17 protein-coding genes are annotated in these 19893 nt (G+C 61.7%); 8 read left to right on the top strand and 9 right to left on the bottom strand.

Annotation, left to right across the window (positions count from 1 at the left end; translation table 11 throughout):
* The first annotated feature begins 49 nt into the window (after positions 1 to 49).
* A complete protein-coding gene (locus tag ACPQ6D_RS02590; RefSeq protein ID WP_423222715.1) occupies positions 50 to 1762 on the top strand; it encodes a thiamine pyrophosphate-binding protein in 1713 nt (570 codons plus the stop codon).
* Positions 1763 to 1783: 21 nt separating this feature from the next.
* Positions 1784 to 2611, top strand: coding sequence for an SDR family NAD(P)-dependent oxidoreductase (locus ACPQ6D_RS02585; protein WP_423222714.1), 828 nt, complete (start codon positions 1784 to 1786; stop codon positions 2609 to 2611).
* 54 nt (positions 2612 to 2665) lie between these two features.
* On the opposite strand, the gene ACPQ6D_RS02580 is transcribed toward ACPQ6D_RS02585, so the two are convergent.
* Positions 2666 to 4996 (bottom strand): hypothetical protein, encoded by a 2331-nt coding sequence (locus tag ACPQ6D_RS02580; RefSeq protein ID WP_423222713.1) that lies wholly within the window; start codon positions 4994 to 4996, stop codon positions 2666 to 2668.
* 348 nt (positions 4997 to 5344) lie between these two features.
* On the opposite strand from ACPQ6D_RS02580, the gene ACPQ6D_RS02575 reads away from it, so the two are divergent.
* Both ACPQ6D_RS02575 and ACPQ6D_RS02570 read left to right on the top strand, forming a co-directional pair.
* The gene (locus ACPQ6D_RS02575; protein WP_423222712.1) at positions 5345 to 6484 is read left to right on the top strand and encodes an acyl-CoA dehydrogenase family protein; all 1140 of its coding nucleotides are present in this window, start codon (positions 5345 to 5347) and stop codon (positions 6482 to 6484) included.
* Positions 6485 to 6557: 73 nt separating this feature from the next.
* Complete coding sequence (locus ACPQ6D_RS02570; protein ID WP_423222711.1) at positions 6558 to 7694, top strand: thiolase family protein; 1137 nt, start codon at positions 6558 to 6560, stop codon at positions 7692 to 7694.
* A gap of 388 nt (positions 7695 to 8082) precedes the next feature.
* Here ACPQ6D_RS02570 and ACPQ6D_RS02565 read toward each other — a convergent pair whose 3' ends face one another.
* The 8 genes from ACPQ6D_RS02565 to rnk all read right to left on the bottom strand — a co-directional run bounded on the left by ACPQ6D_RS02565 (position 8083) and on the right by rnk (position 16317).
* Positions 8083 to 8871: an alpha/beta hydrolase gene (locus ACPQ6D_RS02565; RefSeq protein ID WP_423222710.1), complete on the bottom strand. Its 789-nt coding sequence runs from the start codon at positions 8869 to 8871 to the stop codon at positions 8083 to 8085.
* Between the two features lie 72 nt (positions 8872 to 8943).
* On the bottom strand, positions 8944 to 9891 hold the full coding sequence (gene uvsE, locus ACPQ6D_RS02560; RefSeq protein WP_423222709.1) for a UV DNA damage repair endonuclease UvsE: 948 nt from the start codon (positions 9889 to 9891) through the stop codon (positions 8944 to 8946).
* An 80-nt stretch (positions 9892 to 9971) separates the two neighbouring features.
* Complete coding sequence (locus ACPQ6D_RS02555; protein ID WP_423222708.1) at positions 9972 to 12512, bottom strand: GIY-YIG nuclease family protein; 2541 nt, start codon at positions 12510 to 12512, stop codon at positions 9972 to 9974.
* A complete protein-coding gene (locus ACPQ6D_RS02550; protein ID WP_423222707.1) occupies positions 12509 to 12976 on the bottom strand; it encodes a winged helix-turn-helix domain-containing protein in 468 nt (155 codons plus the stop codon). Before ACPQ6D_RS02550 ends, ACPQ6D_RS02555 begins: the two co-directional genes overlap by 4 nt.
* Before the next feature lie 42 nt (positions 12977 to 13018).
* Positions 13019 to 14644 (bottom strand): Eco57I restriction-modification methylase domain-containing protein, encoded by a 1626-nt coding sequence (locus tag ACPQ6D_RS02545; RefSeq protein WP_423222706.1) that lies wholly within the window; start codon positions 14642 to 14644, stop codon positions 13019 to 13021.
* Positions 14641 to 15117: a GxxExxY protein gene (locus ACPQ6D_RS02540; protein ID WP_423222705.1), complete on the bottom strand. Its 477-nt coding sequence runs from the start codon at positions 15115 to 15117 to the stop codon at positions 14641 to 14643. Before ACPQ6D_RS02540 ends, ACPQ6D_RS02545 begins: the two co-directional genes overlap by 4 nt.
* Positions 15114 to 15758, bottom strand: a complete 645-nt coding sequence (locus ACPQ6D_RS02535; RefSeq protein ID WP_423222704.1) for a DNA methyltransferase — start codon at positions 15756 to 15758, stop codon at positions 15114 to 15116. The genes ACPQ6D_RS02540 and ACPQ6D_RS02535 overlap by 4 nt, the downstream gene beginning before the upstream one ends.
* A 142-nt stretch (positions 15759 to 15900) precedes the next feature.
* Entirely contained in the window at positions 15901 to 16317 is a 417-nt protein-coding gene (gene rnk / locus ACPQ6D_RS02530; protein WP_423222703.1) for a nucleoside diphosphate kinase regulator, read from the bottom strand.
* 650 nt (positions 16318 to 16967) lie between these two features.
* Between rnk and ACPQ6D_RS02525 the strand changes: the two genes are divergently transcribed.
* From ACPQ6D_RS02525 to mtnP, 4 genes are all read left to right on the top strand, one after another.
* Complete coding sequence (locus ACPQ6D_RS02525; RefSeq protein WP_423222702.1) at positions 16968 to 18098, top strand: CaiB/BaiF CoA transferase family protein; 1131 nt, start codon at positions 16968 to 16970, stop codon at positions 18096 to 18098.
* Positions 18099 to 18170: 72 nt separating this feature from the next.
* A complete protein-coding gene (locus ACPQ6D_RS02520) occupies positions 18171 to 18578 on the top strand; it encodes a nucleotidyltransferase domain-containing protein (RefSeq protein WP_423222701.1) in 408 nt (135 codons plus the stop codon).
* On the top strand, positions 18562 to 18951 hold the full coding sequence (locus ACPQ6D_RS02515; protein WP_423222700.1) for a HEPN domain-containing protein: 390 nt from the start codon (positions 18562 to 18564) through the stop codon (positions 18949 to 18951). Before ACPQ6D_RS02520 ends, ACPQ6D_RS02515 begins: the two co-directional genes overlap by 17 nt.
* 36 nt (positions 18952 to 18987) lie before the next feature.
* Positions 18988 to 19872, top strand: coding sequence for an S-methyl-5'-thioadenosine phosphorylase (mtnP, locus tag ACPQ6D_RS02510; RefSeq protein ID WP_423222699.1), 885 nt, complete (start codon positions 18988 to 18990; stop codon positions 19870 to 19872).
* Positions 19873 to 19893 lie beyond the last annotated feature (21 nt).

Below are 19893 nucleotides of genomic sequence, written 5' to 3'. Positions count from 1 at the left end.
TTTGTGGCTTTGTGTGAGGATTGACCTGACAAATGGAGGTTTGTTTTTCATGACTCAAATGACCGGCGGAGAATTGCTGCTGAAATGCCTCAAGGCTGAGGGCGTCAGCACGATCTTCGGACTGCTCGATGGCAGTCACAATGCGTTCCTCGCCAAGCTGCAAACGTATGACATGCGCTTCGTGTCGGCCAGGCATGAGGCGGCCGCGGCGCACATGGCCGAAGCCTGGGCGCGTATCCGCGGCGAGCCAGGCGTTGTGATTGGCGGCATCGGCCCTGGCGCGGCCAACATGGTCTCTGGCATCGCCACCGCCTACGCCGAGGGCAGTCCGGTGATTGCGATCACCGGCCAGCGGCGGCGCACCATCATTGACCCCGACCGCGGCGGCGCATTCCAGGTGCTCGACCTGGTGGATTTCTACCGTCCCGTGACCAAATTCGCGGCGGGCCTGCGCGACTGGCGCCGCCTGCCGGAGCTGCTGCGTAAGGCCTATCGGATCGCGACGAGCGGCCGCCCTGGCCCGGTCTACATCGAGATCCCCGAAGACCTGCTGCGCGGCGTAGGCGACGAGGCCGACGCGCCGGTGTTTGCGCCGGAGACCTATCGCGTCCCGCGCCTGGGTCCGGGCGATCCCATGCTGCTGGCCAAGGCCGCCGCGCTGCTTGCCAACGCCAAACGTCCCCTGCTTCACGCCGGCAGCGGCGTCACCTGGGCGGGCGCGGCGCCCGCGTTCGTCGCCCTGGGTGAACATCTCGGCGCAGTGATGACCACCACCCTGGCCGCGCGCGGCGTCGTGCCCGAAGATCATCCCCAGTACATCCATATCCTCAACCAGGACGCGCTGGCCGCCGCGCGCGGCGAGGCCGATGTGACGCTCGTCGTGGGCGCGCGCCTGGGCGAGCTGGACGCGTGGGGAAAACCGCCGCTGTGGGGCCCGGTGGAAGGCGCGGCGCTCATTCACGTGGACGCCGATCCCACGGCCATCGGTCTCAACCGGCCAGTGGATGTCGGCATTGTGGGCGATGCACAGGCCGCGCTGGCCGCGCTGTTGACGCAGGTGCAAGCCCAGGCTGCTCCGCGGCCGCTGCACGACGGCTTTGCGCGCTATCGCCAGGCCACAGCGCCGCTGCAGGCGCAGCTGGCGCGCGCGCTGCAGGCCGGTCGGCATGGCGTCAACTCCGGGCAGATGGTCAAAACCGTACGCGAGTTCTTCCCACGCGACGGCATCATGGTGCAGGACGGCGGCAACACCAGCCTGTGGTGCGCCAGCTATCACCCGATCTACGGGCCGCGCAGCTATCTCTACACCGCCAAGTTCGGTCACCTGGGCACCGGCTTGCCGTACGCCATCGGCGCCAAGCTGGCCGCGCCTGACCGCGCGGTCTACCTGATTTCGGGCGACGGCGCGATCGGCTTCAACATCCAGGAACTGGAAACTGCGCGCCGTCATGGCGCCGCGATCATCGTAGTCGTCGCCGTGGATCGCGGCTGGGGCATGGAACGCTCTTCCCAACTGATGGCGCAACTGCCAACGTTCGTAGAGACGGAGCTGTCGCCTGACATCCGCTACGACCAGGTTGCCGCCGCGTTCGGCTGTCATGGCGAGCTGGTCGCCAACCTGGATGAACTGCAGCCGGCCCTGGCCCGCGCCGCGGCCGCCGGCCGACCCGCGCTGATCCAGGTCATGGTGGACCCGGAGGTCAACATGGCGCCGCCCGGTCTGCTGGAGTTTGGTTCGCTGGTCTACCGGGCCACGGATTAGTCTGAGCGCGAGGGAATCACCATGAATCTGCAAGACAGAGTTGCCATTGTCACTGGCGCCGGTCGTCGGGGCGGCATCGGCGTGGCGGTGGCGCAGCGCCTGGCCGCGGCCGGGGCGCATCTCGTCATCGCCGACCTGGCCGCGCCGCCGTCCACGCTGCTGCACGGCGGTTCCGGGCAGTGGGAGGAGATGCAGGCCGTGGCGCAGGAAATCGAGACGACGGGCGTACGCTGCCTGCCGTTGCGCGTCGATGTCACGCAGGCGGCGTCCGTGGCTGAGATGATGACCGCGGCGATGCAAGCCTTTGACCGCGTGGACATCCTGGTCAATAACGCAGGGGCTACCATTGGCCCGGCGCCGGTGGCGCAGATGGCTGAAGAAGCCTGGCGCCGCACGTTGGAGATCAACGCCACCGGCACATTTTTGTGCTGCAAAGCCGCACTGCCGGCGATGATCCGTGGCGGCCGAGGCGGCCGCATCATCAACATGTCGTCGTTGGCCGCGCGGCGGCCCAAAATCTATATGAGCGCCTACGCAGCCAGCAAGGCAGCCGTGGTGGCGCTAAGCGAATCGTTGGCGCAGGAGGTCGCGGCCTTCGGCATCACGGTCAACGCGGTGCTGCCCGGCGATATTGACACCGCGCTCAAGCAGTGGGGTTTTCAGTTGGAGGCGCAGGTCATGGGACGCCCCTACGACGAGGTAGTCAAGACCAACGTGGCCCGCATTCCCCTGGCCCGCCTGGGTGTGCCAGCCGACGTCGCGAACCTGGTCGCGTGGCTGGCGTCCGACGAGGCCAGCTTCATCACCGGCCAGGCCTACAACGTGACCGGCGGCCGCGAGCTGACCTGAGATCGTGCGCGCGCCCGTGGCCCCATCTTGCCGATGACGCCACGGGCGTTTACTCTATTGCCACTGCGCCGCAACGCGCACGATGTCAATCACATCAATCTGACCGTCTGGCTCCAGATCATACGGGTTAGCAAAGCACGCGCCATCCTGCGTCACCGTCCAATGCGCGGCGGTATCCTGCACATCCGTCACGGTGACCTGGCAATCACCGGTGACGTCGCCGCTCAGGCCGCTCAAACAGACCTTCATAATGTCCGCATCATCCACGTAGAAGGTGGTTGGGTTGCTGCCGTTCGTTTGCGCCACGAAAGCCAGTTGAATAGTCTGCCCGGCGTAGGGCTGCGTCAGCGTGACCGTGCTCTTGGCCCAGACAGCGCTGGCGCTTTGATTATTCAGCGTTTCCAGCGTCTGCAGAACCACGCCATTGGCTGCGCGCACCTGCACCGCCAGCGTATCGGCCGCAGGCGCCGGGTCAGTCGAGTCCACGCGCCACCAGTAGCTCACACGCAAACCGGAGATCCCGCTGGGGACCGTCATGGTGTGCCAGAGGCTTTCCTGCACATTGTCCGCGCCGCCCAGGCGGGCCATCCAAGAGCCGCGATGCGGGGCCGGCTGGCTGCCCCCGGTCAAAATGGCGCTGCCCACGTTACTGCTGGTTTGCCAGTACGGGTTGGGGGGACTAATCTCAAAACCAGGGTCGCGGATCAGGTCAACGGGTGCGCAGACGGCCGGCCGTTGGATGATCCCATGCGGGCCGCGACCTGGCGGAGTTTGCGCGTGGCACACCCGGCAATCGCTCAGGGCGCCAGCATGACCTTGCAAGGCAATGTTCTGAATGTTGTCGTTGGCTTGTGTGCTAGGCAAGATGGCATGGGGGCTGCCGTGGCACGATTCGCAGTAGAGGCCGCCGTGTCCCGTCGAATTGCGGTAAAGCGTGTTGGCGTTTTCGGCATACGTGGAGCCGTGGCAGGCGCCGCATTTCGGTTCGTCTATCCAGGGCCGGCGCGTCGGGTCTGCCACCTGCGCCGTGCCGCCGTGACAATCCATGCAGCGCATGCCGGCGCTGTACATCACATCGCGCAGGCACTGTGTCTGCTGGCCCGGATGGCACAAATAGCAGTTGTTTGTACCGTCGTTGGGATTGAGCGCCGCTGCGTCTACGGCCGCCGGCTCGCCGCGTGCGAAGCGCGCCAGCGTCTGAACCGCTCCCGTGTCCAGGGACGTGTCGGCTCCAATGGGCGCGTTGCCTGGCGCATGTCTGTGATGCATGGCACGCGACAGGTTCGGCAGGTTGGGGTTGCCGGGTAAGCCCAGTGCATTGGAGCCGTGGCAGTTGGCGCACAGCACCGGCCGATGGGTCATCAACGACGTACCTTCCTCGTGATCGTGCAGGGTCAAGATGTTTGTCTCCACATTGCCCGTAGCAATGCCGCCCTGCATGCCGTCGGCGTGGCAGGTATCGCAGCGCATCTCAGTCGAGACCGGCGCCACGGTGATCGTCTGCGCCAATACCTGCCCGGTGGCGCTGTCACGGGCAACCAGATGCGCCAATTGATAGGGATACCAGGTGGTAGGCGCGCTGTCACGGTAGGGCGTCAGCGGGATGCCTTCAACCTTAAAGTGATCGCCGGCTGCGTGCATGACGCCAGCGAGGGTGGAGCCGGTCAACCCAACATTGGGCGGCAAGTTGACGCCAAACAGCGCCTGTGCATATTGCCAGAAATCGGTCTTGCCCGCGGAGTAGGTGTTGTCGAGGATGCTGTATTCCACCGTGACGCCGCTGGTCACAATCGTTGGCTGCGGCCCCTGGCGCACCACCTGCGCCCACAACGTATTGAACGGCGGCAAAACAGCCAGGTTGGCGAAGCTTTCGTTCATGCAGTGCATGCCCAGGTCGTTCCAGCCGATGATCTTATACACACCGGGTGGAACCGGGCCAACCGTAGGCGTAGGTGTGGGTGTCCCCACCACAGGCGTCGGCGTGGCGGTGAGGGCGCCGGTCGCGGTAGGCGTGGCCGTCGCGCCGTTTGGGTGACTGGCAGCATCTCCGGGGAAGGTGTGCGCGTTGATCTCGGTCAGGTTGTTGTAGCCATCGTGATCAGAATCAAGCAGCTCAATCGCGCTGAAATTGTGGCCATGCGACTCGTAGGCATCGCCATATTGATTCTTATCATTCGAACCGGACAAATGGCACAGGTTGCAGCTATCCAGGGCGGTGCCAATGATCGTGGGGTATTGAAGGCGTGCGGCGGCTAGATAGTTGCTGGTGGCCTGAACTGGACGCGGACGCCCCAACAAGGTGTAGGCGCCCATAACCACAGCGAGCGAGACCAGGACCACGAGGAAGACGCGTAACCGCAAGTAGGGCCATAAGCGACGTTTCATGCATCCAACTCCTTTCGTGAGCGAGGCGGCGAGGGTAACGGCTGACAGAGCGTGATGTGTCTGCGCAGACGGCGCCCAAAAGACAGACAGCAGAGGCGGGCGCGGACAGACTGCCGAGATCAGACACTACGTCTGAAGATTAGAGTCACGTCGTCGCCAAAGGTTACAAGCGCGCACGCGCAATAGTGGTATTAGGCACAAGCGATAGAAGTTGCCAAGTGCGCGGGTTGTGTGGTAAACTGATGACGCGGGGCGTCATCAAATACCTCCGCACTTCTCTTGGTTTCTTGTCCACCGTGCGATCACACGATCAACGGCGATCTGTCACACAATTGTGGAGGCTTCACTATGCTCGACTTTACCCTCAACGATGAACAGCGCATGCTGCGCGATCTGGCGCACGATTTTGCTGTCAAAGAGATCCTGCCGGTTGTCGAACACTATGACAAAAGCGGCGAGTACCCCTGGCCGATCATCAACAAGGCCCAGGAGATCGGCCTGATGAACCTGAACATTCCCGAAGCCTACGGCGGGCCGGGCGTGGGCGTCCTGGAGGAATGCCTGGTGGCCGAGGAATTGGCCTGGGGCTGCTCTGGCATTCAGACCGCCACCATGCTCAACCAACTCGCCTGCCTGCCGATCATCATTGGCGGCAGTGAGGAACAGAAGAAGCAGTACCTGGGCGGCTGGGTCATGGACAACCGCAAGATGCCGGCCTACTGCGTGACTGAGCCAGGCGCAGGCTCCGACGTGGCGGGGATCAAGACCGTGGCCGAGCGCCGCGGGGACAAGTACGTCCTCAACGGCACCAAGACCTGGATCACCAACGGTCCGGTAGCCGACCTGTTCGTTGTCCTGGCCAAAGTAGATCCGAACGGCGGCCACCGCGGGCTGAATTTCTTTGTTGTCGAGCGCGGCTGGGGCGTCAAGACGAGCAAGCCAATCGAGAAGATGGGGCAGCACGCCAGTTGGACGAGCGAAGTCATCATGGAAGATGTCGAAGTGCCGGCCGCCAACCGGATCGGGCCTGAGGGCGCCGGTTTCAAGGTGGCCATGGAAGTCTTCAACAATTCGCGCCCGCCCGTGGCGGCCGGCGCCGTGGGCGTCGCGCGCCGGGCGATGGAAGAGGCGATCAAGTATGCCAAAGAGCGCAAGGCCTTTGGTCAGCCCATTGCTGCCTTCCAGGGCGTCAACTTCATGATCGCGGACATGGCGATGAATATCCACGCTGGCCGCATGTTGACCTGGCAGTCCGCCTGGTTGGCCGATCAACATCTGCCCAATGCCAAGGAAGCGGCTATGGCCAAGGCCTTCTGCGCGGACATGGCGATGAAGACGACCACCGATGCCGTGCAGGTGTTTGGCGGCTATGGCTACAGCGCCGAGTATCCGGTTGAGAAGCTGATGCGCGACGCCAAGATTTACCAGATCTACGAAGGCACGTCACAGATTCAGCGCACGATCATCGTCCGCGAACTGTTCAAGTAAAAACACCAAAAAATCTGTCGCGAACGACGAAGGGTCAAGCCTTCGTCGTTCGTTATTCGCGGGAGGGACACACATGCGCGACGTTTTCATTGTCTCCGCCGTGCGCACGCCGGTCGGCCGCAAAAACGGCAGTCTGAGCAATATGCACCCGGTGGCCGTAGCCTCGATTCCACTGCGGGAAGTGGTGGGCCGGGTTGATCTCGACCCGGCCGCGGTCGAAGATGTGGTCATGGGCTGTGTCACGCCCATCGGCGACCAGGGCGCCAATATCGGACGCCTGGCCGTGCTCAACGCCGGCTGGCCGGTGACCGTGCCCTCGGTGACGCTCAACCGCATGTGCGGCTCCAGCCAACAGGCGATCCATTTCGCGGCGCAAGCCATTGCCGCGGGCGACATGGACATTGCCATCGGCGCAGGCGTCGAGTGCATGAGCCATGTGACCATGGGTTCTGATTACCCAGAGCAGTTCTATGCGGGAATCCCCTACGATCTCATTCCTCAAGGCATCTCGGCCGAGTTGATCTGTGACAAATGGAGTATCAGCCGCGAGGCCCTCGACCGTTACAGCTACGAAAGCCACCAGAAGGCAGCCGCGGCCACAGCGGCCGGTTACTTCAAAGCCGAGATTGTTCCCATCACGGTAAACCAAAACGGCGCTGATGTGCTCCTGGATTACGACGAAGGCTTCCGCGCCAACGTGGAGCTGGCGAAGATGGGCCTGCTGCGGCCGGCTTTTCGCGCCAACGGACGCATCACAGCCGGCAGCAGCAGCCAAATCAGCGACGGCGCCGCGGCCGTCCTGCTGGCCAGCGAAGAGGGGCTGAAGCGCCACAACCTGACGCCGCGGGCGCGCATTGTCGCCCGCGTGGTGGTGGGCAGCGATCCGGTGATCATGCTGGATGGCCCGATCCCCGCGACGCACAAGATCCTGGCGCAGGCTGGCCTGACGATGCATGACATTGACACGATCGAAATCAACGAGGCGTTTGCGTCCGTGGTGCTGGCCTGGATGCATGAACTGCAACCAGACCCGGCGCGCGTCAACCCGACCGGCGGCGCCATCGCGCTCGGCCATCCGTTGGGCGCCACGGGCGCGAAACTGATGACCACGATGCTGCACCGGCTGGAGCGCACCGGCGGTCGCTATGGTTTGCAGACTATGTGCATCGGCCACGGCATGGCGACGGCTACGATCATCGAACGCGTCTAAATCCTATCCTGTCTCCGGCGCCAGCGCACCACATCGGGTCTGAACAAGACTCAGCACTGGCGCCGTTTTTTATTGCCTTCTGAGGGGCCATGCTTCGTCAGCCAGGAAAATAGCATGGGGAATGTGTCCCGGAGGGACATCTGACCTGAGCCGGCCATCCATGATCGCACCATTCGCGTCCGTCCCGTAGGGACGGTTGAACTCCACTCTCGCAGATACGCCGGGCGCCCTCATTCAATCGTCCCTACGGGACGACGGGCGCGGGGACGTCGTCAGTCTCAAGTCAAGGCGTCCCTACGGGACAATTGCATTTCGATCTGAGGCGAAACGCGCCCTGAGCTCGCGCCAAAGGCTCAGCGATTGCCCTCAAACTAAAATACACCCCTGTCTAGAGCTGACCAACCCCTGGCAGCCAGGCCAGCACGCGCTGGATCTGCGCATCCCAACAGGCCCACGTATGCCCGCCCGGGCCTTCTTCGTAGCGAATGTCCAGGCCTAGCGCTTTGGCGTGCGCATGAAAGCGCACATTATCGGCATAAAGAGAATCCTCCGTCCCACACCATTGGTAAAGCAGCGGTCGCGGCTCGCGCGCCTTGCTCAGGCGCTGCGCCAACGCAAACAAGTCATCTGAGCTGCCAACCAACGAGTCTACGGGGCCAAAAATATGGCCCAGTTCGTCAATTCCGGCTTCGGCATCGGTTTGCGCTCTGGCAACCACATCGAGCGCGCCGGACAGACTGGCTGCGGCCGCAAAGCGATCCGGGAAAGTCAGGGCCAGCTTGAACGCTCCATAGCCGCCCATGGACAGTCCGGCCACATAGGTCTCGTCGCGCCGCGTGGACAGGGGAAAGAAGTGATGCGCTACGGCCGGGACTTCCTCGCTGATGAAGGTCCAATAGCGCAGTCCTGTCGCCATGTTGGCGTAATAGCTCCGCTGCACGGCGGGCATCACGACGGCCAGGTTTAGCCCGGCCACATAGCGCTCGATGGCCGTTTGGCGTTGCCAGGCCGTATGATCGTCAGACATACCATGCAGAAGGTAGAGCGTCGGATAGCGCGGTCTTTCGTTGGTTTGAATTCCTGCGGCCTCAGGCGGCGGAGGATCCGGGAGAATCACGCTCATGGTGGACATCAGCCCCAAAACCTGCGAATAGAACTGGCAATGAATGAGCGCCATTGGACCTTTCTCTTTTCTTGTTGACGGCTGACTGAGAGCGGCATCGGCGCTCCAGTGACGGGAACGCGCTTGTCAGCGGCCGCTGGGTGCATCTTCCCTATTCAGATCAGCCATTAGTCTGGCTACGGCCAGTTCCTTTGCTTTGGCCTCGACATCCACCGTGAGCGGCCACCCCAGCCATTCTACGGGGAAATCCCCGGCGTCAATGTAATCGTGATGCCGCTGCGGCTTCGGTCCGTCCCACCCGTCGAGGGGACTGGAGATATGGAAGAGGGGTTCGGCCGGCCATGTCTTCTGCGCACGCGCGGTGATCTCAGCCACGCTGAGGCCGTCGGGCAGGCAGCGGTGGTGATGCACGTCGTAAACCAACGGCACGCCCGTGTCAGCGCAGACAGGCAGCAGATCGGATGGCGTGTACACCTTGTCGTCATTCTCCAGCGTGAGGCGTGCCCGCGCCGACGCGGGCAGGCGTTCGATGTTCCGGCGCAACGCGTTCAGCGCAGCGGCCTTGTCGCCATACGCGCCGCCGCCGTGGAGGTTGATCGTATCGGCGCCGACCCATTCCGCGACCTCGGCCTGGTAGTCCAGTTCGGCGAGCGAATTCGCCAGGGTGATGGGGTTGGGGGAATTGAGCACGACGTACTGATCGGGATGAAACGAGAGCCGCAGATGGTTGGCGCGAGCAAACTGACCGCACGCCCGAAAGCGCGCCATGATGTCCGCTCCGTCTGGCAGTTCGCTCATCTCGTACCCCGCCTCCGGATGCGTCTTCACGGGCAGAATCTGGCTGAGGATGCGGAAGGCGCCGATGCCATGGCCCGCGCAGAATTGCAGCGCGGCCAGCAGCGCCTCGGCATTGGCGCGGCACAGCTCGGCCAGCCGCGCCAACTGCGCGGGCCTGGGCAAGCGCAGGATGGCGGTGGCCGTCGTCACGCGGAACTTGATCGGCTGGCTCACGAACTGGCAGCACAGGCCAAGCCGCAAAGCCGCCGTTGGAGTAATGTCTCTCTGTGGAATCATGTCATCCCCTCGTCTGCACGCTGCCCAGCCCGCCGTCCGCCTTACTGGGTTAGTAGCCGGCAGGTTCGTGTGACCGCGCGTCACTCTCTTGCCACCACCGTGTCGTACAGCCCGTAATGGGTCAGTCCCGGATGGCTCTCGATGCCGGTGTAGCGGAGGGACGCATCTTCGTAGCGACGGAAGGCGAAGACGGCCTGGTTCATCTGCTCGGTGTTGAACACCTTGAGCTGCACGAGCAGGTGAAAGTCCTTCACCGTCAAGCCGGTGACAGTGAGGAAGAGGTCCGGTTCCAGCTTGGTGATGACATCCTGCAGGGTGTTCTCCCGGAAGTCGGTCAGGTACATGAACGCGGGAATCCGCGTCGCAAACTTGATCAGCTTCTCCTGCACGAGTTTGCGCTTGGACTTGTACTCCTTTTCCTCGTCGCTGAGCTCCTGCTTTTCCCTGGCCGTCAGATCCTTGTCCTTGGCCTTCTTCTTGAGATCCTTGACCTGCTCGCTCTTGTTGATGATCGTCTCGATGATGTTGTCGCCCAGCGCGCGCCAGCCTTCGATGCGCTCAACCGCCGCCATGGCCTCCGGGTTGTCCAGAATGCGGCGCAAGGTGTCGTTGTCCACATTGACGAGCAGCGCACTCTCCCACTTGCGCGCCAGCAGGGTGGCCGACGTGCCCGCCATGGCGATGTCGAGGATGCCGCCCGCGTCGATCTGCGTCATGTTCGCGCCGTCGTAGGCCAGCACGGGTAAGAAGGACACGAGATCCTTGACCGCATTCTCCGGGTTTGGCTCGTTGGGCGACAGACCGATCCCGTACTCGGAGAGCTGGCGCAGCGCGCGCGTGGGCGCAAAGTCGAACACGAGGCAGAGAGGCTTGAGGATCTCCTCCTCGTTCGGGTTGTCGCCGTTGGGATTCTTGATGGCCCACGGCGACTGCACGCGGAACGCGGCCTGAAAGTAGGTCTCCGGCGACTTGAGGTTGCGCAGCATGAGGATGGAGGACCACTGCGGCACGGTGACGCCCGTGGTCAGCTTGCCGCAGGAGAGCGTGATGGTCTTGGTCTCGAAGCCGCTGCCGATGGCCTGGCGCACCGGCGGCAGCGCCTCCAGCCCGATGCCCGCCGAGGCGCCGGCAGCGACGATCACCTGGTAGTCACGCCAGAAGGTGTTGTGCTTCTCAGCCAGCAGGTTCGACATGGCGTGGCAAGCCGCCACATTGGGCAGGAACCAGAACGAGTGCTGCAGGTAGGGCAGCAGGCGCACGTCCGAATAGGGAAACGGCGGCCGCGTGCCCGTCTTCAGGTACTCCACCGACTTGGGCGTGTACCCGCCGCGGATGATATCCAGCCATTTCTGCACGTCGTCCTTGTGCCTGAAGTGCGCCGCCTTGCCTGTGCCCGTTGCCTCGAAAAACGCGTTGAGATCGAACTCGTCGAACTCGCCGGCGCTCGCGATCGCCAGCAGTTCGTCCGGCATCTGGTAGGTGAGCAGGCGCATCTGCGGCAGCGCGGCGTAGGGGTTCCATTGACCGGGGTGGTTGGCGGCAAACACTTCCTTGGCCCGCTGCTCATCGGTGTAGGTCCAGTTGAAGATCTGCTCCTCGATGAACTCGCCTGTGGCCAGCGCGCGGAACGGCGTGCCAGAGAGGTAGAGGTACGCCTTGGTCGTGATGGGCAGGAACTCGATCTCTTTCTCCGAGAGCTCGCTGAGGTCTTCGTTCACATCCTCCAGGCCGGCAGCGTACTCCAGTCTGGTTTCCTTGAGCGCGACCACCGCCTCTTCGCCCTCGAACAGTTCCTTGGCGGTGTCGCGCCACGCGCCAAAATGGTATTCGTCGAAGACCACGAGGTCCCAACTCACGTTGCGGAGCCATTCGTGCCGGGGCTTGATGTTCCCCGCGGCATCGCGGCCGAGCAGGTCCTGAAAAGAGCCGAAATAGACCAACGGCTTGCGGCGGTCAATCTGCATCGGGTCGCTGCCGGAGTTGCGCGAGAGGTACTGCCAGCCGTCGAAGTCCACGTGCGACTCCAGGTCTGTCTGCCACGCATCTTCGACGGCGGGCTTGAAGGTGACGACGAGCACACGTTTGGCGCCCAGCCGTTTGGCGAGCTGGTAGGCAGCAAAGGTCTTGCCAAAGCGCATCTTGGCGTTCCACAGGAAGCGCGGGACCGCGTGCATGTCCTCCTGCCAGATCGAGTGGAAGTAGGCGTGCGTCTTGTGGACGGCCTCGGCCTGCTCGCGGCGCATAGCAAAGGTTTCGTGATGCGCGCCGGTGAAGCGCTGGCCGGTGCGCAGTTCGGCGAGCACGGTTTGTACGTCGGCGACCGCGCAGCGCATCCACTCCAGCGCCACCCGCTCGAAACCCTTGTGGGCCAGGGCCGCGCGCACCTCGTGGTCGCTGAAGAGGGTCCCGTCGTCGCGCGCAGCGGCTTCGTCCAGTTCGATCCGGCAGTTCTTGATCGCCGCGGTCTTGAGCTGCTCGGCCACGCGCTGCTTCACATCGCGCGTGGTCTGGCCCACCTTGAGGAGACCCTGGTGCGCCGCGTCATCAATCGCGTAGGCGTAGATGCGCGGCCGGGCGGCAGGCTTGGGGGCGAGGATCTCTTCGATGGTGGGTTTGCTCATGGCGGCCCCTCGATGACTTCCCAATGGCCGGTCTTGTCGGAACCGACACGTTCCAGCCGACCCTGTTCGCGCAGCGTTTTGAGATGGCGTTTGATGGTTTTGTCGTTTACGCCAACGACCTGTGCCAGCTTTTGCGCCGTGGCCTTCGGGTTAGCTCGCAACAAGATCAAGATCTTGTCCGAAACAGCATTTACAGGGACATTTACAGGGACATCCGCCCTCGTTTCAGTCGCGATGTCAATGTATTTGCCGTTGATGACATCGGCGACCTGGCCCAGGGTGAGCCGGTTGCCTTCGATGGCGGTGGAGGCATGAATCGAGAGGATGCGGCTCAGCTTGCGCAGGTGCAGCACATCGCCGGACTGTTCCTCGCTGATCTTGACGCGCTCCAGCAGGGCGTGGATGTCGCCAATCTTTTCGTGCCAGCGGGGATCGTCCGTGTAGAACTTCTCCAGCGGCGTCATGGGCAGGCCTCCGGCTTAGGCGCGAGAATATCCTCCATGGTTTTACTCATCAGAGTCATCTCCGCTGAGATCCATCGGGCGGACGACCTTCTCAATGAACGCAATCTCGTCAGCGGAGATGCCGTATTTGGCGTAGAGGTCCTCGTCCGTCCACCGCCTCGTCCAGTCCTGGAGCGGCACAAAGGTGTAGACCTTGCGCGTGGTGTCTTGGGATGGCTTGTGTAGAAGGATCAGCAGTCGAGTTAGCCGACAGGAGAGGTATGACAGGGCACTTTCCGCCTCGCTCCTGGAGTCGAACGGCCCGATGCAAAGATAGGTTTCTGAAGAGATGCTGCCCGGCTCCCCAATGAATGGCGTGCTAATGATCCTGTGCGGGTAGGTGTCTCTGTTGCCAGTACCAGGAGCAGCCCGGCCGGTGAATACCTTCCATTTATCGATCAGGTGAGCGCCAATCGAGATTGAACTTCTGGGCATGTATCCCGTACCGCCGTTTTGGTAGACCAATACGTCACCCGCACCCCTGGCGACTGTGCCCTTGAACGTTGTCTCTAGCCCGAATGGCTTTCTCGCACTCACTATTCGGTCGAAACGCTTGCTTTCAGGCAGTGAGAGCGATTGGGTTTCCCCACTCTCCAGAGCCATGACCTTTTTGAGGATAGACAGTCCTTGATTGAATCGGATGAACACGTCCACGCCCTCTTCGAGGAGCTGGCGGCTGTCTGTTGACACAGGCCAGTCCTTGAAATGGGTGGTGACCTGGCAGGGACCTGGGTGATCCCGGTTCCACAGGAAGTAACAGACGCCACCCTTGAGGCCCACCCCAGGAAAGACATCCGACGCGCTGAGAAAGTCGTCAATTGACCGCAGACGATTGTCTGCAAGCATCGATTCTCTGAATTCATCCAGACCCTTGCCACCAGCGAACCAACGGGCAGGAATGACCAGCGACAGGTAACGTGGCTCTAACGCCTTTGCTTGCTCAACGAAGTGCTGATAAATGGGCGCTGCACTCGTTCCAAAGCCATCATCGCTCAGTTGATACGGTGGGTTGCCAATGATCACGTCAAACTGCATTTGGCCTCCAAACAACTCGGCCACCCGAGTCTTGATGTCGTCGGTGTGGATGAACGCATAGGCGTGCGTTTCAAGCCCCTCGCCCCGGTCCAAAGTTTTCTGACTTGCGCCGCAGTACGCGCACCTGCCATCTACCCACGTGTGCTCCATCCGCTCGAACCAGATATTGCCCGCGTCACTTCTGAATCCCCTGGCAATGGAGTGCTTGCCGTTGGCGTGCTTCGAGCAGTAGAGGCTGCGCCGCGCCAGCAGGCTGGTGAGGTGGGTGATGGCGATGCCGTACACCTGCTGCGTCAGGATGTGGTTGACCCGCGCCTCAAGGTCTGGCATCTCGTCCGCCAGGCCCCTGGTCAGGCGGCTGGTGATCTCGCGCAAGAAGACGCCCGACTTCGTGCAAGGGTCGAGGAAGCGCGCCGACTTGTCCGCCCAGAGGTTCGCGCCGCCATGATCCGCTGCCCATGCCGCGGCCAGCATGTCCAGCATGCGGTTCGCCAACTCCGGCGGCGTGAAGACCTCGTCGTTGGAGAGGTTGGCGATGCACGTCAGTACATCCGGGTTGCGGCCGCGCAGCGCGAAGCTGGCTTGGGGGGTCATGGGTTGTCGCCTTCTTTCTTAACCGCGAATGAACGCGAATGGACGCGAATATCGGACTGGCTGAAAACCATGCGTTTCCATTCCAGTTTGGGCGCGCCGAAGTTGAGCAGAAGCCCGACGGGTTTCCCCGTCGCTTTCAGGTAGTTGAGCAACTGCGCTTGTTCGATAGGGGTCAACGCCTTGATCGCCTTGATTTCCACAATGACCTGGTCATAGCAAATAAAATCAGGGACATATTCCTGGGCAAGGATATGGCCTTTGTAGGCAATTCTGATGGTGGGCTGGGCGACAAAGGGCAGGGCGCGGCTTCTTAACTCGATCCCCAGCGCTTCCTGATAAACCGCTTCCAGAAAACCGGCCCCCAACACATTCGACACCTCCATCGCGGCCCCAACAATCCCATAAACCTCTTCTTTCAAAATCAATTCGTGTTCATTCGCGTTCATCATCAATTCGTGTTCATTCGCGTTCATTCGTGGTTAGCTCCTCTCAACGCCGCCAGGTCGCTCACGGTCAGCGGCGGGTAGGTTCTGATCGGCGTGAAGATCTCGTGCTTCGCCAGGTGGGCGAAGAGCGAGCCCTCGGCGCTGAAGGACGACGACAGGGTGAGGGTGTCGAAGCGGAAGTCGCGGCGCTGGAATTTGCCCCTGCCCAGGTAGCCCCATTCGGCAAAGGTGATTGGCCGGCCTTCGTGGGTGCGCATGGCCAGCGCGTCGCCGTGCACCAGGTTCTGCGACAGCACGTAGGACGCGGCGCGATAGAGTTCATCCGCCTCCTCCAGATTCAAGTAGGCCGCCAGGATTTCCAGCAAATTAGCGCGGCACTCGGCGATGTTGTCCGCCAGCAGCTCGATGCCGTAGATGCACATCAGCGCCAGCAGCGCATAATGCCGCCGCTCGAAGTCCGACTTGCCGTACTTGAGTTCCACGGCGGCCAGCTTGCGCCGCAGGATCTGCACGAGGAAGTTGCCGCTGCCGCAGGCCGGCTCCAGGAAGCGGGCGTCAATGCGCTCCGTTTCGCTTTTGACCAGGTCGAGCATGGCTTCGACCATCCACGCCGGGGTAAAGACCTCCCCGTGGTCGGCGACGCGTTGTTTGGACTTGATGGAGTTCATGGGTTGATGCATTGCCGCGGATGGTTCGTTAATGCGGCAGAATCCACAGCGTCTGGTGCACGCTTTGTTGGGCGCGTTTTGGAGATAACACAATCCTCAATGTTGAGTTGATGCTGTCTCGTTTTCCTATGGTGTAGGATGCCTAAAGGTGATAATCACCGGATGCTTCAGGTTGATACAGGATTCTCTTGACTCTCAACCTTCTTTTTCCGGCTGGAACTTCCCATTCAAACGAGTCTCCCACCTCATAACCTAACATGGCTGTTCCAACAGGCGCCAGTATCGAGATTTTCCCTTGACTCAGGTCGGCATTTTCTGGAAAAACCAGCGTATAGATTTCTTCTTCATTTGTGTCAAGATCTTCGATACAAACCGTGGAATTCATGGTGACAACATCACTTGGTATATCCTTTGGCGGAACTACTTCTGCGCGATCAATTTCCATTTGAAGTCTTTCCAGATAGTCACTTTTGCGGTAACTGGTAGATTGTGCGTCAAGAAGCAGTTTCCGCAAACGCTCAAGATCAAACTGGGTAATGTGAATCGGTTTTCCACTCATGATTCTTCCTCTCTTTCATCGTTCAGTGTTGGTAACATCAAACATATCATGCGATATTGGCACGGATTTATGTTTAGGCGCCAGCGCTACCCTGGCGCCGCTTGAAGTGAGCCTACGGAAAACGTGGGATATGGAACTTGAGAGCGGCCTTGCGCGCCTACCCGAAGCGCAAGGTAGCGGCAAAGACGCCTGGCACGATTTTACACCACCGCGAGAGAAATATCAAGTCTCTTTTCTGGCAGGCAGAAATTCCAAATGTAGCACACATTCAACCGCAAAGAACACATGCGGGGGTGGGTGAACACAAAGAAACGGAAAATCAGGCGCAAATTGGTAGCTTCTTTGCGTTCTTTGTGATCTCTGTGATCAAAAACCTGGCCACATTTGGAACAGCTGTCTGGCAGGGGTGCATTTCAAACTGGGGGCAGATCGGGGGGCTGCAAGTCGCCGCAACGAGTACAAAGCCCACCACAGCTGACGAACAGGCTTTGAGCCTGGCGCAGAGCCGTCCACGCCACGCGCCGGGTACGGTCGCACACTCAACACGCGTGGCTGGCCCCGACATCGAAACGCGCCTCTCCCCACGCGCCCCTTTGGCTTTGACCGCAATCATGCTAAAATGCACGCATCCGCTCGATGAAAGGCCCTTTATGCTCGCACTCGAAGGCATTCGCGTTCTTGACCTGACCCGTTATCTGCCCGGCGGCTTTGCCACCCTCTGGCTGGCCGACCTGGGCGTTGATGTGATCAAAATCGAAGCGCCTGGCGTTGGCGACCTGGGCCGCTGGCTGGGCGACCCCAACGGAAGCGGCCTCGGCCCCTACTTCGCCGCGCTCAACCGGGGCAAGCGCAGCCTCTGCCTGGACCTCAAGGCGGCCGGCGATGTCGAGATTTTCCTCAAGCTGGTGCAAACGGCCGATGTCTTGATCGAGTCTTTTCGCCCCGGCGTCATGGCGCGCCTGTCTCTTGATTATGACAAGCTATCGGCTGTCAACCCGCGCCTGATCTACTGCGCCATCAGCGGTTACGGCCAGACCGGCCCGGCCAGTCACCGCCCTGGGCACGATTTGGACTACGTGGCGGAAAGCGGCATGTTGAGCGTCGGCGCGATGCAGCAGACGCCGGCGCCGCTGCCGGTGCAGATCGCCGACATTGGCGGCGGCGCGATGCCCGCGCTCACCGCCATCCTGGCCGCGCTGCTGGCGCGCACGCGCAGCGGCCGCGGGCAGTTCTTGGATGTTTCCATGCTCGGCGGCACGCTGGCCTGGCTGGCCTTTCTGCTGCCGGTGCAGGCCGCAACGCCCGGCGCGGACGAGCCGAGCGGCACCGGCATGTTGACCGGCCGCAGTCTGTGCTACAACGTCTATGAATGCGCCGATGGTCGCCACCTGGCCATCAGCGCGCTGGAGCCCAAGTTCTGGTTCGAGGTATGCGAGCGGCTGGCGCGCCCTGATCTCAAGCCGCTCGGGTTCAACCCGCAGCCGGGCGCGGAGGAACGGATGGCCGCGTTCTGCACGTTCATCCGCAGCCAGCCGCTGGCCCACTGGCTGGCCCGCCTGGGCGATGATGTCTGCTGCGCGCCGGTGCTGACCCTGGATGAGATGCAGGCGTTGCCTGCCGTGCAGGCCAGCGGGTTGATCTGCATCGAACCGGCCAGCGGGCTGCCCCAGATCGGCTTTCCCGTCCTGCTGTCCGACACGCCGGCCGTGGCCCTACGTCCGACCCCACGCCTGGGCGAGCACACACAAGAGATTTTGGCGGAACTGGCGACGCGGTTATAATCGTGGCTCACAGGAATGAATGTGGCCCGACGTAACGCATGAGCGAATTTCCCATGTCGTGTTTCTTGACCCATGAACACAACAACAACCGAAATAGAAGAGATGCCGGTTGAACTGGCGGACGTGACCGATCTACAGATGACACCGATCGGCTGCGCACTGCCCGTAGCACGCGCCTTACCTCTGGCAGTACGCCGGATCGCGGAAAGTTTGCAGCCGGAAAAGATCATCCTCTTTGGCTCGTATGCCTACGGAAAGCCGACACCAGACAGCGATGTTGATCTGCTCGTGATCCTTGACACAACAGCGTCGCGTAGCGAGCGTAGCTGGAGTGTGTCTCGCTTGCTCATTCCGCGCCCCTTTCCAGTGGACATTTTGGTTCGTACGCCTGCAGAGATCGAACAATCGCTCCTCAAGCACGACTTTTTTGTGCAAGAGATCCTGTCGCAAGGCAAAGTTCTTTATGAGCACCGAAACTGACTTTCGCGCCTGGGCTGAATATGCTGAGGCAGATTACGACGCAGCTTGCACCATGCTGCGTCGGCGCCGACCATTAAACAACCATGCCTGTTATTGCAGTCAACAATGCGCCGAGAAGTACCTCAAAGCCATGCTGGTGTTCAGAGGTGTTGTTGTCCCCAGGACACACGACTTGATTCGATTGAGCGAGTTGTGCGCCAGCGTTGGAATCCTGGTCGCGGTAGATCTTAAGAACCTGAACACGCTGTCAGAATACGCGATTGCCGCCCGCTATCCCGGTGATGCGCCAAACACCGAGGAAGCACGTGACGCGCTAACGGTCGCCAAAGCCGTGCGACGTTTTTCACGCAAGTATCTCGGCCTTACGAAGTGAGGCCGGTAGCCAACTCTCAAAAGGGAATCCAAATCCATGACTGACCCACTTCGCATCGGCGTGATTGGCGGCAGCGGCGTCTACCAGATGGAAGCGCTGCAAGAAGTGCGCGAAATCACCCTGGATACGCCGTTCGGCCCACCGTCGGACGCCTACATCACCGGGGTGCTGGACGGCACACCCGTGGTCTTTCTGGCCCGTCACGGCCGCGGGCACCGCATCTCCCCGACGCAGCTCAACACGCGCGCCAACATCTGGGGCTTCAAGACGCTGGGCGTCGAATACCTGATCTCCATTTCAGCCTGCGGCTCGTTGCAGGAGCATATCGCGCCCGGTCACATCGTCATTCCCGATCAGCTCTTCGACCGCACGCACCTGCGCCCGCTTTCGTTTTTCGATGATCCGGCGGCCGGCACGGGCGGCCTGGTGGTCCACGTCTCACTCGCGGACCCCTTCTGCCCCTTCTTGAGCGCCGTGTGCCTGGCGGCCGTACAGGAGACCGGCAACCCGGTGCACCAGGGCGGCGTGTTTATCACCATCGAAGGCCCGCGTTTCAGCACCAAAGGCGAAAGCCGCATCTTCCGCCAGTGGGGCTGCAGCATCATCGGCATGACCGCCGTGCCCGAAGCGCAGCTGGCGCGCGAGGCTGGCATAAGCTACGCCACCATGGCGCATGTGACCGATTATGATGTCTGGCACGAAACCGAAGACCCGGTGACGGTGGACGCAGTCATCCGCGTGCTGCTCCGCAACGCCGAGGTAGCGAAGTCGGCCGTGCGCAACGCCGTGCGTTTGTTGGCCACGGCCGGCCCCAGCCCGCAGGCCGACGCGCTCAAGGATGCGATCCTCACCGACCGCAGCCAGATTCCGGCGCAGACCAAAAAACGGCTGGAGATGCTGATCGGGAAGTATCTTGCGTGAAAGACATCCGAAGTCTCGTAG

The sequence above is a fragment of the Candidatus Amarolinea aalborgensis genome, assembly GCF_900491745.1.
Taxonomy (GTDB): Bacteria; Chloroflexota; Anaerolineae; order SSC4; family Amarolineaceae; genus Amarolinea; species Amarolinea aalborgensis.
Note: the sequence above shows the minus strand (reverse complement) of the source record. Positions and strands in the feature narration are given on the sequence as shown.

Coding starts and splice junctions, on each gene's coding strand:
- ACPQ6D_RS02555 (WP_423222708.1), bottom strand. CDS start 12,512: ATGAGCAAACCCACCATCGAAGAGATCCTCGCCCCCAAGCCTGCCGCC.
- ACPQ6D_RS02535 (WP_423222704.1), bottom strand. CDS start 15,758: ATGAACTCCATCAAGTCCAAACAACGCGTCGCCGACCACGGGGAGGTC.
- rnk (WP_423222703.1), bottom strand. CDS start 16,317: ATGAGTGGAAAACCGATTCACATTACCCAGTTTGATCTTGAGCGTTTG.
- ACPQ6D_RS02575 (WP_423222712.1), top strand. CDS start 5,345: ATGCTCGACTTTACCCTCAACGATGAACAGCGCATGCTGCGCGATCTG.
- ACPQ6D_RS02515 (WP_423222700.1), top strand. CDS start 18,562: ATGAGCACCGAAACTGACTTTCGCGCCTGGGCTGAATATGCTGAGGCA.
- ACPQ6D_RS02585 (WP_423222714.1), top strand. CDS start 1,784: ATGAATCTGCAAGACAGAGTTGCCATTGTCACTGGCGCCGGTCGTCGG.
- ACPQ6D_RS02525 (WP_423222702.1), top strand. CDS start 16,968: ATGCTCGCACTCGAAGGCATTCGCGTTCTTGACCTGACCCGTTATCTG.
- ACPQ6D_RS02545 (WP_423222706.1), bottom strand. CDS start 14,644: ATGACCCCCCAAGCCAGCTTCGCGCTGCGCGGCCGCAACCCGGATGTA.
- mtnP (WP_423222699.1), top strand. CDS start 18,988: ATGACTGACCCACTTCGCATCGGCGTGATTGGCGGCAGCGGCGTCTAC.
- ACPQ6D_RS02565 (WP_423222710.1), bottom strand. CDS start 8,871: ATGGCGCTCATTCATTGCCAGTTCTATTCGCAGGTTTTGGGGCTGATG.
- ACPQ6D_RS02540 (WP_423222705.1), bottom strand. CDS start 15,117: ATGAACGCGAATGAACACGAATTGATGATGAACGCGAATGAACACGAA.
- ACPQ6D_RS02580 (WP_423222713.1), bottom strand. CDS start 4,996: ATGAAACGTCGCTTATGGCCCTACTTGCGGTTACGCGTCTTCCTCGTG.
- ACPQ6D_RS02550 (WP_423222707.1), bottom strand. CDS start 12,976: ATGACGCCGCTGGAGAAGTTCTACACGGACGATCCCCGCTGGCACGAA.
- uvsE (WP_423222709.1), bottom strand. CDS start 9,891: ATGATTCCACAGAGAGACATTACTCCAACGGCGGCTTTGCGGCTTGGC.
- ACPQ6D_RS02570 (WP_423222711.1), top strand. CDS start 6,558: ATGCGCGACGTTTTCATTGTCTCCGCCGTGCGCACGCCGGTCGGCCGC.
- ACPQ6D_RS02590 (WP_423222715.1), top strand. CDS start 50: ATGACTCAAATGACCGGCGGAGAATTGCTGCTGAAATGCCTCAAGGCT.
- ACPQ6D_RS02520 (WP_423222701.1), top strand. CDS start 18,171: ATGAACACAACAACAACCGAAATAGAAGAGATGCCGGTTGAACTGGCG.